The sequence below is a fragment of the Streptomyces sp. NPDC046859 genome (genome assembly GCF_040645135.1).
GTDB lineage: Bacteria > Actinomycetota > Actinomycetes > Streptomycetales > Streptomycetaceae > Streptomyces.
On sequence record NZ_JBEYXR010000009.1, the window covers coordinates 114,493 to 130,420 of the forward strand.

General features: G+C 73.1%; 16 protein-coding genes. 7 read left to right on the forward strand and 9 right to left on the reverse strand.

Annotated features, from left to right (window positions below):
• Positions 1-133: 133 nt before the first annotated feature.
• Together ABZ899_RS16125 and betA are read right to left on the reverse strand one after the other, a co-directional pair.
• A complete protein-coding gene (locus tag ABZ899_RS16125; RefSeq protein WP_361345995.1) occupies positions 134-976 on the reverse strand; it encodes an alpha/beta fold hydrolase in 843 nt (280 codons plus the stop codon).
• Positions 973-2,727, reverse strand: coding sequence for a choline dehydrogenase (gene betA / locus ABZ899_RS16130; RefSeq protein WP_361345997.1), 1,755 nt, complete (start codon positions 2,725-2,727; stop codon positions 973-975). Before betA ends, ABZ899_RS16125 begins: the two co-directional genes overlap by 4 nt.
• 199 nt (positions 2,728-2,926) lie before the next feature.
• On the opposite strand from betA, the gene ABZ899_RS16135 reads away from it, so the two are divergent.
• Positions 2,927-3,673, forward strand: a complete 747-nt coding sequence (locus ABZ899_RS16135; RefSeq protein WP_361346287.1) for an IclR family transcriptional regulator — start codon at positions 2,927-2,929, stop codon at positions 3,671-3,673.
• Here the strand turns inward: ABZ899_RS16135 and ABZ899_RS16140 are convergent.
• The 3 genes from ABZ899_RS16140 to ABZ899_RS16150 all read right to left on the reverse strand — a co-directional run bounded on the left by ABZ899_RS16140 (position 3,645) and on the right by ABZ899_RS16150 (position 5,552).
• Complete coding sequence (locus tag ABZ899_RS16140; protein ID WP_361345999.1) at positions 3,645-4,808, reverse strand: aromatic ring-hydroxylating dioxygenase subunit alpha; 1,164 nt, start codon at positions 4,806-4,808, stop codon at positions 3,645-3,647. The genes ABZ899_RS16135 and ABZ899_RS16140 overlap by 29 nt on opposite strands.
• Positions 4,809-4,902: 94 nt before the next feature.
• A complete protein-coding gene (locus tag ABZ899_RS16145) occupies positions 4,903-5,178 on the reverse strand; it encodes a hypothetical protein (RefSeq protein WP_361346001.1) in 276 nt (91 codons plus the stop codon).
• Between the two features lie 11 nt (positions 5,179-5,189).
• A complete protein-coding gene (locus ABZ899_RS16150; protein WP_361346002.1) occupies positions 5,190-5,552 on the reverse strand; it encodes a bifunctional 3-phenylpropionate/cinnamic acid dioxygenase ferredoxin subunit in 363 nt (120 codons plus the stop codon).
• A gap of 305 nt (positions 5,553-5,857) precedes the next feature.
• Between ABZ899_RS16150 and ABZ899_RS16155 the strand changes: the two genes are divergently transcribed.
• Positions 5,858-6,031 carry a hypothetical protein gene (locus tag ABZ899_RS16155; RefSeq protein WP_361346296.1) on the forward strand — a complete coding sequence of 58 codons (174 nt, stop codon included), beginning with the start codon at positions 5,858-5,860 and terminating at the stop codon, positions 6,029-6,031.
• Positions 6,032-6,041: 10 nt separating this feature from the next.
• On the opposite strand, the gene ABZ899_RS16160 is transcribed toward ABZ899_RS16155, so the two are convergent.
• The 4 genes from ABZ899_RS16160 to ABZ899_RS16175 form a co-directional block, all read right to left on the reverse strand.
• Positions 6,042-7,265 (reverse strand): glucuronyl hydrolase, encoded by a 1,224-nt coding sequence (locus ABZ899_RS16160; protein ID WP_361346004.1) that lies wholly within the window; start codon positions 7,263-7,265, stop codon positions 6,042-6,044.
• Between the two features lie 92 nt (positions 7,266-7,357).
• The gene (locus ABZ899_RS16165) at positions 7,358-7,543 is read right to left on the reverse strand and encodes a hypothetical protein (protein WP_361346006.1); all 186 of its coding nucleotides are present in this window, start codon (positions 7,541-7,543) and stop codon (positions 7,358-7,360) included.
• 58 nt (positions 7,544-7,601) lie between these two features.
• A complete protein-coding gene (locus tag ABZ899_RS16170; RefSeq protein ID WP_361346007.1) occupies positions 7,602-8,684 on the reverse strand; it encodes a substrate-binding domain-containing protein in 1,083 nt (360 codons plus the stop codon).
• Between the two features lie 20 nt (positions 8,685-8,704).
• A complete protein-coding gene (locus ABZ899_RS16175) occupies positions 8,705-11,212 on the reverse strand; it encodes a SpoIIE family protein phosphatase (protein WP_361346009.1) in 2,508 nt (835 codons plus the stop codon).
• 422 nt (positions 11,213-11,634) lie between these two features.
• Between ABZ899_RS16175 and ABZ899_RS16180 the strand changes: the two genes are divergently transcribed.
• The 5 genes from ABZ899_RS16180 (at position 11,635) to ABZ899_RS16200 (ending at position 15,913) form a co-directional block, all read left to right on the forward strand.
• Complete coding sequence (locus ABZ899_RS16180; protein ID WP_361346011.1) at positions 11,635-12,723, forward strand: substrate-binding domain-containing protein; 1,089 nt, start codon at positions 11,635-11,637, stop codon at positions 12,721-12,723.
• Positions 12,724-12,769: 46 nt separating this feature from the next.
• Positions 12,770-13,543: an ATP-binding cassette domain-containing protein gene (locus ABZ899_RS16185; RefSeq protein ID WP_361346013.1), complete on the forward strand. Its 774-nt coding sequence runs from the start codon at positions 12,770-12,772 to the stop codon at positions 13,541-13,543.
• Positions 13,544-13,629: 86 nt separating this feature from the next.
• Positions 13,630-14,820, forward strand: a complete 1,191-nt coding sequence (locus ABZ899_RS16190) for a sugar ABC transporter permease (RefSeq protein ID WP_361346289.1) — start codon at positions 13,630-13,632, stop codon at positions 14,818-14,820.
• A gap of 41 nt (positions 14,821-14,861) precedes the next feature.
• Positions 14,862-15,494 (forward strand): DedA family protein, encoded by a 633-nt coding sequence (locus ABZ899_RS16195; protein ID WP_361346290.1) that lies wholly within the window; start codon positions 14,862-14,864, stop codon positions 15,492-15,494.
• A gap of 56 nt (positions 15,495-15,550) precedes the next feature.
• Positions 15,551-15,913: a DUF779 domain-containing protein gene (locus tag ABZ899_RS16200; protein WP_361346015.1), complete on the forward strand. Its 363-nt coding sequence runs from the start codon at positions 15,551-15,553 to the stop codon at positions 15,911-15,913.
• Positions 15,914-15,928 lie beyond the last annotated feature (15 nt).

Here is a 15,928-nt window from a genome sequence, read left to right on the forward strand (position 1 = left end):
TTGCGAATCGGCCGACCGGCGTCAAGGGGGCGGCGGGTGACGATCGCGCATGCCATCCCTTCCCCACAGGAGCCCCGCCCGAACGCGGCGGCTCACGAGCCCCGGACTGGAGCCGCCAGAACTCCCCTTCCCTCTAGGCGACTTGGGCGAAAAAGGAAAGCAGGGCGCCGACAAGTTCCGCGGGGGCGTCCTCCTGGACGAGATGACCGGCGCCCGCGAACGGCTCGAAGCGCGCGCCGGGCACGAGCGCGGCGAGTTCACGGCCCTTCGCGACCGGGATCCAGCTGTCCTCCTCGCCCCAGCACACGAGCACGGGGATGCCGATGTCGCCGTAGCGGCCCTGGATCTCGTCGGTGTGGCGCTGGTCGGCCTGCGCGATCTGGCGGTAGAAGGCCGCCTGCCCGGAGACATCCAGCCAGGGCTCGACGAGCCGTTCCAGGACGTCGGGGCGCAGCCCGGGACCGCCGGCGGAGGAGATGTACGCCCGCACGAGCGCGCCGTGCAGCGCGGGCGGCAACTGCCCGAACACCTCCGCGTGTTCACGGACCAATCGGAAGAAGGGCGAGCCCCAAGGGGCAAGGGCGACCGGGTCGACCAGGGCGAGGGCCCGGTAGCGGGCGCCGTGCAGGAGGTGGGCGCACAGGGCGACGGCACCGCCGATGTCATGGGCGGCGACCAGGGGTTCGGGGAGGTTCCAGTGGGCGAGCAGTTCGGTGAGGACGCGCCCCTGGGCGGCCAGGGACACGTCCTGCCCGGCCGCCTTCTCGGACCGCCCGTAGCCGGGCATGTCCCAGACGAACACCTGGTGGTCCCGGGCGAGCGCGCGGGCGACGCCCCGCCAGACATAGGAGGAGAACGGGGTGCCGTGCAGCAGCACGACCGGGGTGCCGTCGGGTGGGCCGAGGCGGTCCCAGCGGACGGCGCCGGACGTGCCGGCGAAGGTGCGGGCGAGCAACCAGTCGGTCTCGGAGGTCATTCCTCTCCCCGGTGGAGGTCGGCGGACACGGCCCCTCCACTCTCGCCGAGCCCCCGCTCGCCGCCGGCCCGGCGCGCGCAGGACGTCCGCGCCTCCTCCCCGGCGTCGCGGTGACGGTGGTACGCGACCTTCGCGGGGGCCAGGGGCTCCTTGCCGAGGATCAGGTCGGCGGCCTTCTCAGCGATCATCATGACGGGCGCGTAGATGTTGCCGTTGGTGATGTACGGCATGACGGAGGCGTCCACGACCCGCAGCCCGTCCAGGCCGTGGACGCGCAGGCTCGCCGGGTCGACGACGGCGAGGTCGTCGGTGCCCATCCGGCAGGTGCAGGAGGGGTGCAGGGCGGTCTCGCCCTCCCGGGCCACCCAGTCGAGGATCTGCTCGTCGGTCTCCACCCCCGGGCCCGGTGAGATCTCGCCGCCGTTGTACGGGTCGAGCGCCGGGCGGCCCAGGATGTCGCGCGCGACGCGGACCGCCTCGACCCACTCGCGGCGGTCCTGTTCGGTGGAGAGGTAGTTGAAGCGCAGGGCCGGGTGGACGCGCGGATCACGGCTCCGGATCTTCACCGAGCCCCGGGCGTCGGAGTACATGGGTCCGACGTGCACCTGGTAGCCGTGGCCGCCGGCGGGCGCCGAGCCGTCGTAGCGGACGGCGACGGGCAGGAAGTGGAACATCAGGTTGGGGTGGTCGACGTCCTCGTTTCCGCGTACGAAGCCGCCGGCCTCGAAGTGGTTGGTGGCGCCCGGCCCTCTGCGCAGCAGCCACTGGAGCCCGATGAGGGGCGCCCGCCACTTGGCCAGGTACGGCTGGAGGGAGACGGGCTGCTTGCAGGCGTACTGGATGTACACCTCCAGGTGGTCCTGGAGGTTCTCGCCGACGCCGGGCAGATCGTGGACCACGTCGATGCCGAGGGCCCGCAGCTCGGCGGCGTTCCCCACGCCCGAGAGCTGGAGCAGTTGCGGGGAGTTGACGGCTCCGCCGCACAGGACGACCTCACCCGCGCGGACCTGCCGCGGGGCGCCGGGGCCGCGCCGGTACTCCACGCCGACGGCGCGCCCGCCCTCGAAGAGGACGCGGGTGACGAGGGCGCGGGTCCGCACGGTGAGGTTCGGCCGTTTCATCGCGGGCCGCAGGTACGCCTTGGAGGCGGACAGCCGGCGGCCGCGGTGGAGGGTGCGGTCGAAGGCGGCGAAGCCCTCCTGCCGGTAGCCGTTGACGTCGTCGGTGGGGGCGTGGCCGGCCTGGCGGGTGGCCTCGAGGAAGGCGCCGAACAGGGGGTTGGCCGCCGGTCCGCGTTCGAGGACGAGCGGGCCGTCGTGACCCCGGAACTCGTCGTCGAGGTCGGCGGCGAGGCAGTTCTCCATACGCTTGAAGTAGGGCAGGCAGTGCGCGTGGTCCCAGGTCTCCATGCCCGGATCGGCGGCCCAGCGTTCGTAGTCGAGGGGGTTGCCGCGCTGGAAGATCATGCCGTTGATGCTGCTGGAGCCGCCGAGCACCTTGCCGCGCGCGTGGTGGATGCGGCGGCCGCCCATGTGGGGTTCGGGCTCGGAGGCGTACTTCCAGTCGTAGAACCGGTTGCCGATCGGGTAGGTGAGGGCCGCGGGCATCTGGATGAGGACGTCCCACGGGTAGTCGGGCCGGCCGGCCTCCAGCACCAGGACCCGGTGGGAGGGGTCGGCCGAGAGCCGGTCGGCCAGCGCGCTGCCGGCCGAACCACCACCGACGATGACGAAGTCGTACTGGGGAGCCATGCTGCCTCGTCTCCTCGCGTCGTCGCTACGCCGGGCATGCTAGACCTGGCGCGCAGTGCGCACCAGGTTGCGAAGCGCGCAACTTGGAGACCCGGCGGAAGGATGTCCTCCCGGTAACGGTGTTGTTTACCGCGCGTATAGTTTCACTGTGAGCAACTACAGCCCTGACCCGGAGACACCGACGTCGCAGGCCGGCGGCGTGCAGTCGGTGGACCGCGCCATCAGTGTCATGGAGATCCTCGCGCAGCGTGGCGAGGCCGGGGTGAGCGAGGTCGCCGCCGAGATCGACGTCCACAAGTCCACGGCCTTCCGGCTCCTCGGCGCGCTGGAGGCCCGCGGCCTGGTCGAGCAGGCCGGCGAGCGCGGCAAGTACCGGCTCGGCTTCGGCATCGTCCGGCTGGCCGGCGCCGTCACGGGCCGTATCGACATCACCCAGCAGGGCCGCCCGATCTGCGAGCGGCTCGCGGAGGAACTGGGCGAGACGGTCAACATCGCGGTGCGGCAGGAGCATTACGCGATCAACCTCTACCAGGTGCGCGGTCCGGGTGCCATCACCGCGCACAACTGGGTGGGCCAGCTGACGCCGTTGCACGCCACGTCGAGCGGCAAGGTCCTGCTCGCGCATCTGCCCGCCGGGGAACGCGCGGAGCTGCTCACGCGGGCCGGCCTGAGGAAGGTCACCCCGCACACCATCACGGCCCGGACGAAGCTGGAGAAGGACCTGGCCGGGGTGCGGGAGCGCGGTTACTCCACCACCCGGGAGGAGTTGGAGATCGGGCTGCACGCCATGGCCGCGCCGGTGCGCGACCGGGACGGCGACGTCATCGCCGCGCTCAGCGCCTCCGGCCCCGCCTACCGGCTCACCGAGGAGCGCATGCACGCGATGTCCCCGGTGCTGCTCAAGGGCGCCGAGGAGATCAGCCACCGGATGGGTTTCCTGGGCTGACCGCACCCCCCTGGTGGGTGTCCAGGCGGGCCGTCACCCAGGCGTGGAAGGCGGCGATGTGGTGCTCGCTGGGCACGAGCACCCCGCCCTGGGCGTACAGACGGGAGCTCATGCCGGGCTGGGTGCGCTCACAGGCCGCGAAGTCCTGCCGGTTGACCCGGTCGAAGAGCTCCACCGAGCGGCTGACGTCCGCGCCGCCGTCGACGACGCGCGGGAGGTACAGCCAGTCGCACTCCACGACGGTGCGGTCGACGGCCACCGGGTACATCCGGTGGACGATCACATGGTCGGGGACCAGGTTGAGGAACACCTGCGGCTTGACCGTGATCGCGTAGTAGCGGCGGTCCTGTTCCCGGGCGATGCCGGGCAGGCGGTCCAGGCCCTCGGAGCCGTCGACGGTGAAGCCCTCCACGTGCGCGCCGAACTCGGCGCCGTGCCCGACGTAGTACTGGGCGGCGTAGCCGTGCGCGAACTCGGGCAGCACCTCGGTGAGTTCGGGGTGGATGGTGGCGCAGTGGTAGCACTCCATGAAGTTCTCGACGAGGAGCTTCCAGTTAGCCCGGACGTCGTAGGCGATCCGCCGGCCCACCGACAGGTCCTCGATGCCGTAGCGCTCCAGGGAATCGAGGTCCCCGAGGCGCGCGACGACGTCCCCGACGACGTCGTCCTCGAAGGACGGCGGGTCCGGTGCGAGGCACACCCACACATAGCCCAGCCACTCGCGTACGGCCACGCCCGCCAGGCCGTACGCGGTGCGCCCGACGTCGGGCATCCTGGTGAGGTTGGGTGCCGCGACGAGCGTCCCGTCGAGCCCGTACGTCCAGGCGTGGTACGGGCACCGGAAGGCCCGCCTGACCTCCCCGCGGTCCTCCGTGACGAGGCGGGCCCCGCGGTGCCGGCACACGTTGAGGTAGGCCCGGACACCGTGGTCCCGGGCCCGGGTGACGAGGACGCTCTCCCGGCCCACGTCGACGGTACGGAAGGCGCCGGGCCGCGGCAGGTCGGCGGCGCGTGCCACGCAGCACCACATGGTCTCGAAGATGCGCTCCTGCTCCTGGGCGAAGACGCCGGGGTCCGTGTAGGCGGAGCCGGGAAGGGTGGCGATCAGGCTGTCCGGCAGACCGGTCGGGGTCACGGTGCGCTCCTCGGGGACGTCGGGGAGGGGGCGTTCACGCGCGGGGTCGCGACGGCCGGGGCGGTCAGGCGGCGGGTGGAGAGGCGTGCGCGGTTCATCCCGGGCACGGCGACGGGGTGTCCGGCCCGGCGGTCCGCGCCGAGGACGCCACGGCCTCGGGGCCGCCGTCCTCCACGGTCGCGCTGTCGGCGCCGGCCGCGTGTCCCGCGAACCGGATGCGGATGCCGTACGGGTCCGACCAGAAGCACGGCGGCCGGGGCCTGCCGTACGGGCGGTGGGCTTCGTCCCCGATGAGGACCAGCCGTCCGTCGTAGCCGCGCCCGCGCCAAGAACGCGCGGCCCACGGTCCGGCGAGAAGGGCGCCGATCACGGCGACGGTCCTCACGCGGGACCGTCGGCTGTCCGGACGGCCCCGCAGGGCGGCAGGCCGGGCGTGTCGGTGGAGAGCCGGACGTGGATGACGCCCTCCACGACGACGATCTCGTGCGTCCGCACCGGGCGTTTGGCGGGCGGGGCGTCGACGGCTCCGGTCCGCAGGTCGAACGACGAGGCGTGCAGCGGGCATTCGACCGCGCGGCCCTCCAGCCAGCCGTCGGCGAGCGAGGCGTCCTGATGGGTGCAGGTGTCGTCGATGGCGAAGAGTTCCCCGTCGTCGGTGTGGAACACCGAGACCGGCGGGTCGAGATCGAGCCGGAAGGCCTCGCCTCGCGGCAGGTCCGCAAGACGGCACACGGGAATCATCATGACACCTCGGTGCGTATAGCGAAACGGATTGCGGCGAACGCAACGTCAGTCTGGAGGCGCCCCAGAAGCGTTGTCAAGGCGTCACCCGGCACCGATCCGGCCCTCTCCCGGCTCCCTGAAGATCCCGAACGACCTGCGGAAACAGCGGAGTCGGACGCGCCGTCGGCGCCCGGCGGAGGGCGGCCCCTCCGGAGCCGCCCTTCGCGGGACCCGTTCCGCTGGAGGTCTGTGCATGCCATCCTCATATGAACTTACTCGTGAACTTCGTTCACATACTTGTCCGTTGACTGATGCGGAGGGTGGAGATGAGAGCGACATCCCGACTGGGTGTCCTGCTGGTGACGCTGGCCGCGTTCACGGCGGCCGACGCCGGGGACCGCCGGGCCCGGCAGGCCGTCCCCCTGCTCGAGGAGCCGCCGGGCGGCGACCTGTGGGCCCTGCGCCCGGCGGCGGAACAACTGGACTCGATCGCGGGATGACCGGCGGCCGTCAGACCGTGGAGAGATCGATCGCGCGGTCGACGTCGGCGGGCCGCAGCACCCGCAGGATGCCCTCCAGCAGGTAGTAGTCGGCGTACGGGAGGGAGATCTCGACGCCGTCCTCGGCCGGGCGGTTGCGGGTGCAGCGGGCCACCACCGCGTCCGCCCGGGCCGACCCGGTCGTCAGGCACGTCCGCGCCAGCGCGGTGAGCATCCTCAGCGCCACCTCGCGGTACCGCCGGCTGCCGGTGACGGCGGCCAGGTCCAGCAGTCCGCAGGCCATGATCGCGCCCGCGGACGCGTCCTTGACGTCGTGGGGGTGCTGCGGGGCGCGGAAGTCCCACACCGGCACGTGGTCCGGGGTGAGGGCGCCGATCGCGTAGTCGGCGAGGTCGCGGGCGGTGGCGAGGAAATCGGCCTCGCCGGACCTGCGGTACATGGTGGTGAACCCGTAGATCCCCCACGCCTGCCCGCGCGACCAGCACGAGGTGGGGCTGTACCCCTGCACGGTGTTCGGGCCGATGGGGGTGCCGTCGGCCGGGTCGAAGTCGTACACGTGCGGGGTCGAGCCGTCCGGGCGGGGGAAGACGCGCCGCGCGGTCCGCGCGTGCTGGACGGCGATGTCCAGGTAGCGGCCGTCGCCGGTCTGCTCGCTCGCGAAGGCCAGCAGGTCGAGGTTCATCATCGTGTCGATGATGACCCGGCCCGCGTTGTTCGGGTCGTTCAGGCCGCCCCAGGCCCGGATGAAGCGCCCGCGCGGGTTGAACCGGCGGACGAGCGAGCCCGCCGCCCGCAGGGCGCCGGCCCGCCAGACGTCGTCGCCGGTCAGCCGCCACGCGGTGACCCAGGACGGGGAGAAGAGGAAGCCGAGGTCGTGGGTGCCGGTGTCGTCCTGACGCGGCGCCAGCTTTCGGGCCGAGGCGAGGGCGCGGGTGCGGAACGCGTCGTCGCCGCTGTACAGCCAGGCCATCCACAGCGTGCCGGGCCAGAAGCCGCCGACCCAGTCGCCGTCCTGCGAGAACACCCACTTCTCGAATCTGGTGCCGACCGGGAAGGCGGTCACCCCGGGCGAGACGGCGGCGAGCTTGCCGACCGCGTAGTCGGCCGCCGCGCGCAGCGTGCGCAGGTCCGGGGCGGGTGCCGTCGCCTCCACGGCCGCGGCGGGCGCCGGTAAGGCACCCGCCGTCGCGGCTCCGGCCGCCGCGGCCAGCACAGTACGCCGGGAAACACTCATGCGGACTCCTCCAACTGCTCGGTGGGGGAACGGAGTTGACCGAGCCTTGCATGAGCCGTGCCGAGCTGTACACCCACGTGGGCGATGTTCATTCACCTGAACATCCGCGGATCCCTGACGTACTCCCGTTCGCCCTCCGCCTGGGACGGCTCCGTCCTCGGGACGTCCGGGTGCTGCTCCGCCGCTGTGCGCTCCGCCGGTTCGTCGCGTTCCCCCTCGGCCTGGGACGGTGTGTGCGAGTACAGCCAGCGGTCGTAGTACGAGGCTCCGCTCTTCATGGCCGACCTCCCTCGACGGTTGTCTCCATGCTCCCCCCGGTGCGGCCGGCCGACCAGCTCAGCGGGTGATCCCCAAGCGGACGCAGGCGGCCCGCAGGTCCGGGACGCAGATCCGCCCCACGGTGTACACGCCGGGGCGCACCAGGGTCCGCTCCACGTTCCCGGCGGTCACCTCGACCGGGGTCAGCAGGATGGCCGGGATGTCCCGGCGGGTGGCGCTGTCCACCGTGATGGTGGCCACGTTCTCGGCGGACTCGCCCCGGCCGAGGGCCACGGCCATGGCGGCGGCCGCGGCGGCCTCCTTCTCGAACGGCTTGTACACGGTCATGTACTGCTCGCCGGCGACGACGCGGCGCACGGCCTCCAGGTCGGCGTCCTGCCCGGTGACCGGCGGCGGCTTGTCGACCCCGGCCTTCTTGAACGCGGAGACCACTCCGGCGGCGATGACGTCGTTGGCGGCCAGGACCCCGCTGATGCGGTCCGCCCCGAGGGCCGAGATCGCGGCGGACATGTTCGCGTGGGCGCTCTCCTGGCTCCAGCCCACGGTGTCGTAGGAGCGTGCGATGGTCACCTCGCCCGCCATGACCGACAGCGCGCCGCGCCGGAACCACCCCGCGTTGGCGCTGCTCGGGTCGCCGTTCATCATCACGACGGTCCGGCCGTCCCCGCGGGCCCTCATCGCCCTCAGCAGCGCCTCCCCCTGGAGCCTGCCGACCCGCGCGCCGTCGAAGCTGACGAATCCCGAGACGGGTCCCTCGGCGAGGCGGTCGTAGGCGACGACGGGAACACCGGCGCGGCGCGCCTCCTGGATCGAGGAGCGCAGCGCCTTGCTGTCGGCCGGGCCGAGGATCAGCACCTTCACCCCCTTGGTGATCATGGAGGTGACCTGGTCCCGCTGGCGGGCAGCGTCGGCCTCGGCGTTGGCGTACACCACCCGGCAGCCCGGGCACCGCCGCTCGACGTGCTTCTCGATCAGCGGCCTGTCCGCGTGCTCCCAGCGCGGGGTCATCCGGTTCGGGAGCAGCAGGCCGACGGTGAAGCTCTCCCCGCCGGCGTCGCCGTCCGAGCCGCACCCGGCCAGGGCCGGCGTCAGCAGTCCCGCGACGAGTGCCGCGGCGACGTGCAGCGTGCGGGTGCGCATCACGGCTCCCCTCGTCGCGTTCAGCGCGCGCGGCCGGCGGCGGCGCGGCCCGGCACGGTGACCTCGCTCCACACCTGCTTGCCGCCCGCCACCGGGAACGATCCGAACGACTCCGACACCGCCTCGACCAGCAGCAGGCCCCGGCCGCCGGTCGCCTCCCAGTCCACGATGACCGGTTTGGCGGGGGCGCGCGGCGAGGAGTCGGTGACACAGACGCGCACCCGGTCGCCGCGCAGGACCAGATCGAGCCGGACCGAGCCCTGGGTGTGCACGAGGGCGTTGGTGACCAGTTCGGAGACGACGAGCAGCACCGCGTCGGCCGCGTCCTCGACGTGCCAGCGGCGCAGGGTGCGCGCGGTGAACCGGCGGGCGTGCATCACGGCGTCGGGCAGCCGCCACACCACCCAGCCGGCCCGGATCGGCTTGGTCCGCGTGCCGTCGTAGCGCAGGAGCAGCAGCGCCACGTCGTCCTCGCGCGGGCCGCCGTCGCCGAGCAGCTGGTCGGCGGTGCGGGGCAGGTCGGCCGGGTCGGCGGCGGCCAGCGCGGCGCGGGTGCGTTCCATGCCGACGTCCAGCGGGAGGTCGGCGGCCTCCACGAGGCCGTCGGTGACCAGCGCGAGCACGGAGCCGGTGCTCAGCGCGACCGCCGTCATGGGGAACTCCGCGTCCGCGAGGACCCCGAGCGGGGGGCCGCCCTCGACCAGCACCTCCTCGGTGGTGCCGTCCGGGTGGCGCAGCAGGGGCGCCAGATGCCCGGCCCGTACGAAGAGGAAGTTGCCCTCCTCCATGTCCAGTTCGACGTAGCAGCAGGTGGCGAAGAGGTCGGTCTCCATGCCGGTCAGCAGGCGGTTGGCGTGGGCCACGACGACATCGGGAGGGTGCCCCTCGACGGCGTAGGCCCGCACCGCCGTCCGCATCTGGCCCATGATCGTGGCGGCTCCCGCACTGTGCCCCTGCACATCGCCGATGACGAGGGCGACCCGGTCGTCGGACAGCGCGATGACGTCGTACCAGTCGCCGCCGACCTGCAGTCCCTGCCGGGCGGGCAGATAGCGGGCGACGGCCGTGCCGCCGGGCAGCTCGGGCAGGCGGCGCGGCAGCAGGCTGCGCTGGAGCATGGTCGCCAGCTCCTGCTCGGCGTCGTGCGCGTGCGCCCGTTTGAGGGACTGCCCCACCAGTGCGGCGGTGGCGGTGAGCAGGGACCTCTCCTCGGGGGTGAACTCGTGCGGCCGCTCCCAGCCGACCAGGCACACCCCGGCGACGCTGCCCTTGGCGGGCAGCGGCAGCACGGCCAGACCGCCGGGGCCGATGCCCGCGAGCTCGGGCTCCAGGGGGGTTCCGGCGGGCCAGAGGTCCATCCGGCCGTCCCGCAGGGCGAGCTGCAGGGTGGGCACGGCGCCGATCGGGGCGTCGGGCCACTCCGAGCGCCACTGCGCCCGCCACACCTGGGGCCAGGCCGACGGTTCGGGCGGGTCGAGCAGGGTCACGACGAGCCGGTCGTCACGGATGTCGGCCAGTGCCACCCGGTCGGCGCCCAGCGGCTCGCGCAGCGCGGTGACGGCGACCCGGCCGACGTCCTGGACGGTCACGGCGTCGTCGAGCGCGGCGGTCAGCCACTGGATGCGGGACACGTCGTCGGTGGTGCCGTGCTCCAAGGAGGTGGCCGTGACCACGCCCAGCACCTCCTCGGACCGGTCGCCGGAGGCGGGCCGCACCCGGCAGCTCAGGCTCAGCCAGCGCAGCTCGCCGGAGGGGCGGCGGACCCGGAACTCCAGTTCCCTGCGGACGGGGGCCTGCGAGTTCGGTTCGAGGACGGGCATCAGCGCGGGCATGTCCTCCGGGACGGCGTGCCCGAGCAGGGAGTCCACCTTGCCGTCGAAGGCCTCCGGGGCGATGCCGACCAGCTCGAGCAGCGTCTCGTCCGCGTCGATCAGACCGGTCTCGGGGACGAGGACGAAGGAGCCGGCGCGCATGGCCTGCAGGGCGCGGGCGAGCAGATGACGGGGCGCGGCGCCGGCCCGTTCGGCGCCGAGCAGACGACCGACGCTGTCGGCGTAACACTCCAGGAAGCGCTGCTGTCCGGCGTCGAAGCCGTCCGCCGACGTGCCGACGACGACGAGGCAGCCGAGCACGCCGTCCGGGCCGCGCAGGGGCAGGGCGCCGAGGGAGCTGCTCCGGGCAGGGGGCGGCGTGGGCGCTCCCTCGGGATAGGAGGCCAGGGCCGCGGCGTTCAGCCACAGGGGGCGGCCGGTGCGGAAGGCGTGGGCGGCGGCCGAGCCGCCCGTCGCGGACAGGACGGGCGGCAGCCGGTGCTCCGCGGAGTGCAGGCCGGCCGAGTCGAGCAGCCGCAGCTCAGGTTCGTCCGGGTCGGCCGCGTAGACGGCGGCCAGCGCCGTCCCCGCGAAGATCAGCGCCCGGCCGCCCGAGGCGGCCTGTCCCGCCGTGAGCGCAGCACCCGTGCCCGTGATTCCGGCCTCCGGTGTGTCCGGCTCCGGAACTCCGGTCCGGGCACGGCCGTCATGAGGCATGTCCGCAACCTTCCTCCCGTCCCTGCCGGAGGTGCTGGGGGAGATCGGGGGCACCCTCACGCGGGAGGCGCACGGGAACCCGGGACACCAGAATCGCATATCCGGATGACCCGGACATATTTGTTTCATCGCCCGACCCCGTCCGCTGGTGGCAGCGCTGTCACTGCGCTCGCCGATCCACCGGGCCGGTGTCAGACTGACCGGGTGGTCGTCCGGCCGCCGCCAACGGAGCACGCACCGGCCGGGAGCCGGGTGCCGGCGCGCGGCCGCACGGTCGGAAGGCCTTCCACGGCCCGGCCGGGCGGTGGCGCCCGAGCCGCCCGGCGGATGGGCGCGACCGCCGCCCCGCACCGGCTCAGCCGACGCGCCACGGCACCACCGGCCCGGCGGTGCCGCCCCGGCACGCTCGGGAGGTCTTCCGTATGAGAGCTCGCGTACGGGACACCGCCGTCGCCCTGGTGGCGGCCTCCTCGGCCGTCGCCCTCGGGGCCTGCGGGTCGGACGGCGGGGGCGGTGCCGGCGACGGGAGCGGACCGAAGATCGGGATCCTGCTGCCGGACAACACCACGACCCGCTGGGAGACCCAGGACAGACCGCTGCTGGAGAAGGAGATCGACAGGCGCTGCGGCGACTGCACGGTGGTGTCCGCCAACGCCAAGGCGGACGTGGCCGCGCAGCAGCAGCAGATGGACTCGATGATCGCCAACGGGGCCGACGCCCTGGTGCTGGTGGCGGTGGACGCCCGGGCGATGACCGCCGCGGTCCGCAAGGCGCAGGAGGACGGCGTCCCCGTCATCGCCTACGACCGGCTCGCCGACGGCCCGATCGCCGGGCACGTCTCCTTCGACGCCGAGGAGGTGGGCAGGCTCCAGGGCACGGCCCTGCTCAAGGCGATGGGCGACGAGGTGCCGGGCGGCCGGATCGTCATGATGAACGGCGACCTCAGCGACCCCAACGCCGTGCTGTTCAAACGCGGCGCCCTGTCGGTGCTGCGGGGCAAGGTGAAGATCGGCAAGGCGTACGACACCCTGCAGTGGCGGCCCGAGGCGGCCAACCAGAACATGTCCGCCGCCATCGCGGCCCTCGGCGCCGAGGCCATCGACGGGGTGTACGCCGCCAACGACGGACTGGCCGCCGGCAGCATCTCCGCGCTCCGGGCGAACCAGGTCCGTCCGCTCCCCCCGGTCACCGGACAGGACGCCGAACTCGGCGCCGTGCGGCGCATCGTGCAGGGCATGCAGTACATGACCGTCTACAAGCCGTTTCCCCCGGAGGCGACCGCGGGCGCCGAGATGGCCGTGGCGGCGGCCCGCGGCGAGAACCTGGACCGGGTGGCCGGCGACGAGGTGACGACCCGTGACGGGCACGAGGTGCCGACGGTGACGCTCGCCCCCGTGTCCGTGACCGTCGACAACGTCAAGGAGACCTTGGTGCAGGACGGCGTGTACACGGTCCGCCAGATCTGCGTCCCCGACCTCGCCGCCGCGTGCCGTACGGCCCGACTGACCTGACCACCGCTCCGGCCCGGCCGGACGCCACGGGAAGGAGATCGTCTCCGTGTCCTCTCCCCCACTGCTGGCCCTGCACGGCGTGAGCAAACGCTACGGCGCCGTGGAGGTCCTGACCGACATCGACCTGGAGATCCGGGCCGGCCAGGTCGTCGCGCTCCTCGGCGACAACGGCGCCGGCAAGTCCACGCTGGTCAAGGTGATCTCCGGGGTGTCCCCGGCCGACCGGGGCGTGATCGAGTGGGAGGGGCGCGCCGTCCAGATCCGGCGCCCCGCCGACGCCCGCGCGCTGGGGATCACGACCGTCTACCAGGACCTCGCCCTGTGCGGAAACCTCGACGTCGTCGGCAATCTGTTCCTCGGCCGCGAGATCAGCCGGTACGGCTTCCTCGACGAGATGGAGATGGAACGCCGCACCCTGCACCTGCTGGAGCGCCTGACCCGGGGCGTCCCCGATCTGCGGGCCCCCGTCGTCTCGCTGTCCAGCGGCCAGCGCCAGACGGTCGCCCTCGCCCGGTCGCTCCTCGGCGACCCGCGGCTGATCCTGCTGGACGAGCCCACCGCGTCGCTGGGGTTCCGGCAGAGCACCGAGGTCATGGACCTCGTCGACGAACTGCGCGACCGGGGCATGGGGGTGCTGCTCATCAGCCACAACATGGGTGACGTCAAGGCCCTGGCGGACCGTGCCGCCGTCCTGCGGCTGGGCCGCAACAACGGCTTCTTCGACGTGAACACCGTCACCCAGGAACAGGTCATCTCGGCCGTCACCGGCGCGGCCGAGAACACGCCCCGCCGGCCGGCGCACCGGGAGGCGGCGTGGTGAAAGGGACCCGCACCGTGGAGGACGACCGGCGCACCGGGACCGCGGGGTCCCCGGCCGGGGACGGCCGCGGCCCCCGCGGGCGGACCGTGGCCGACGTCGTGGAACGCTGGACGGCCGTCGTCCGCCGCAGGCTGCGGGCCGGTGAGGTCGGCTCGCTGCCCGTCGTGGTCGTGCTCGCCGTCGTCTGGATCACCTTCCAGTTCCTGAACGACAACTTCCTCTCGCCCCGGAACCTGTCCAACCTGAGCGTGGACATCGTGGGCACCGGCCTGATCGCCGTCGGTATCGTCTTCGTCCTGCTGCTCGGGGAACTCGATCTGTCCGCCGGTTCGATCAGCGGGCTGGCGGCGGCCGTCTTCGCCGTACTGAACGTGCAGAACGGCGTGCCCGAATGGCTGTCCCTCGTCATCGCCGTCCTGGCCGGCACCGTCGCGGGCGCCGTGCAGGGCTACTCCTTCGCGAGAACCCGGGTGCCGGCGTTCGTCGTCACCCTCGCCGGACTGCTCACCTGGAACGGCCTCATGCTGTACGTCCTCGGGGCCAGCGGCACCATCAACCTCGACGAGAACGGGCTGGTGGCCCAGCTGACCAGCTACTACTTCGGCCAGGACGCCGTCGCCTACGCCGTGGCCACGCTGGCGGTCGGACTCGTCCTGCTGGCGTCCTGGCTGGACAGACGGCGCCGGGTGGCCGCCGGAATGCCGCACCGGTCGATGCAGGTGATCGTCGGGCGCGCCGGCGCGCTCGCGGTCATCGCGTTCACGACCGCGTACCTGCTCAACCGGTTCCAGGGGCTGCCGCTCGCGTTGCTGATCTTCCTCGTGGTGGTGGCCGGCCTCGACATCGTGCTCCGGCGCACGCGCTACGGACGGCAGGTGTACGCCCTCGGCGGCGGGGTGGAGGCCGCCCGCCGGGCCAGTCTCGGCGTGACCCGGGTGCAGACGGCGGTGCTCGCGGTATCGGGCACCATGGCCGCCGTCGGCGGGCTGTTCCTGGCCTCGCGCATCACCTCGGTGAGCCAGAGTTCGGGCTCGGGCGTGCTGCTGCTCAACGCGATCGCGGCGGCCGTGATCGGCGGGGCCAGCCTGTTCGGCGGGCGGGGTTCGACCTGGTCGGCGGTGCTCGGGATGCTCGTCATCCAGTCGATCGCCTCGGGCATGGCCATCACGGACACCCCGGCGGCCGTCCAGTTCATGATCACCGGAGGAGTGCTGTTCGCGGCGGTGGTCATCGACGCGCTGTCCCGCCGTTCGCAGGAGGCCCACGGCCGCGCGTGACCCCCGCGAGCGCGGCGCCGGGCGGGCGGGAGGTGAGGGCGTTGCTCACCGTGAACCCGATGGACGGTGACGCGGTCCTGGCCGCCTTCGGCGCCCTCGGCGTCCTGGTGGTGATCTTCGCCGAGTCCGGTCTGCTCGTGTTCGGTCTCTTCCTGCCCGGCGACACCCTGCTCCTGCCGGCCGGAGTGCTGTGCGCCGCCGGTACCGACCAGGGGCCGAGGCTGGTCCTCTGGCAGGTACTGCTGTGCGCGGCCGCCGGAGCCCTGCTCGGCGGCCAGGTCGGCTATCTGATCGGGCGCCACGGCGGCCGGGCGCTGCTCGCCCGCACCTCCCGGCCGCGCGTGCGCGAGGCGGCGGCCCGCGCGGAGACCCTGCTCGCCCGCTACGGCTACGGCAAGGCGCTGGTGATCGGCCGCTTCGTGCCGCTGGTCCGCACGGTCCTGCACCCGGCGGCCGGCGCGCTCGGCGTGCCCGCGCGGACGTTCACGCTCTGGCAGATCGTCGGCGGACTGCTCTGGTCCCAGAGCCTCGTCCTGGCCGGGTACGCGCTCGGGCACTCCGTCCCCGACATCGACGCCTATCTGCTCCCCCTGGTCGCCGTCGTCGTGGTGATCTCCCTGCTGCCCGCCCTGCCGGTCCTCGCCCGGGCCCGCCGCGAGCGCCGCGACCGCTGAGCGCGGCCGAACGCGCTGCAACCCCCTCGCAACCTTGCGTGTGGTGCGCTGGACACATGTATGAGGAGACCCCGCGCGTCGAACTCACCCCCGCGGCCGCCGATCTGCTCCGGCGGCTGCACGCCGCCCACGGGCCGCTGATGTTCCACCAGTCCGGCGGCTGCTGCGACGGCAGCGCGCCCATGTGCTACCCGGAGGGCGAGTTCCGCACGGGCGGTTCCGACGTGCTGCTCGCCGAGCTGGAGGTCGAGGGGGTGGCGGAGCCGGTGACGTTCTGGATGTCACGCCCCCAGTACGAGGCGTGGCAGCACACCCGTCTGATCGTCGACGTGGTCGAGGGGCGGGGCAGCGGATTCTCCCTGGAGGCACCCGAGGGAGTGCGTTTCCTCATCCGTTCCCGCGTCGTCGGCGCTCAGTGACGTCGCAGGTCGCCG

Bases quoted from the DNA above. Each gene is read 5' to 3' on its own strand.
- ABZ899_RS16125 (WP_361345995.1), bottom strand. From the start codon at position 976: ATGACCTCCGAGACCGACTGGTTGCTCGCCCGCACCTTCGCCGGCACG.
- betA (WP_361345997.1), bottom strand. From the start codon at position 2,727: ATGGCTCCCCAGTACGACTTCGTCATCGTCGGTGGTGGTTCGGCCGGC.
- ABZ899_RS16150 (WP_361346002.1), bottom strand. From the start codon at position 5,552: ATGATGATTCCCGTGTGCCGTCTTGCGGACCTGCCGCGAGGCGAGGCC.
- ABZ899_RS16155 (WP_361346296.1), top strand. From the start codon at position 5,858: ATGAGAGCGACATCCCGACTGGGTGTCCTGCTGGTGACGCTGGCCGCG.
- ABZ899_RS16160 (WP_361346004.1), bottom strand. From the start codon at position 7,265: ATGAGTGTTTCCCGGCGTACTGTGCTGGCCGCGGCGGCCGGAGCCGCG.
- ABZ899_RS16165 (WP_361346006.1), bottom strand. From the start codon at position 7,543: ATGAAGAGCGGAGCCTCGTACTACGACCGCTGGCTGTACTCGCACACA.
- ABZ899_RS16170 (WP_361346007.1), bottom strand. From the start codon at position 8,684: ATGCGCACCCGCACGCTGCACGTCGCCGCGGCACTCGTCGCGGGACTG.
- ABZ899_RS16175 (WP_361346009.1), bottom strand. From the start codon at position 11,212: ATGCCTCATGACGGCCGTGCCCGGACCGGAGTTCCGGAGCCGGACACA.
- ABZ899_RS16180 (WP_361346011.1), top strand. From the start codon at position 11,635: ATGAGAGCTCGCGTACGGGACACCGCCGTCGCCCTGGTGGCGGCCTCC.
- ABZ899_RS16200 (WP_361346015.1), top strand. From the start codon at position 15,551: ATGTATGAGGAGACCCCGCGCGTCGAACTCACCCCCGCGGCCGCCGAT.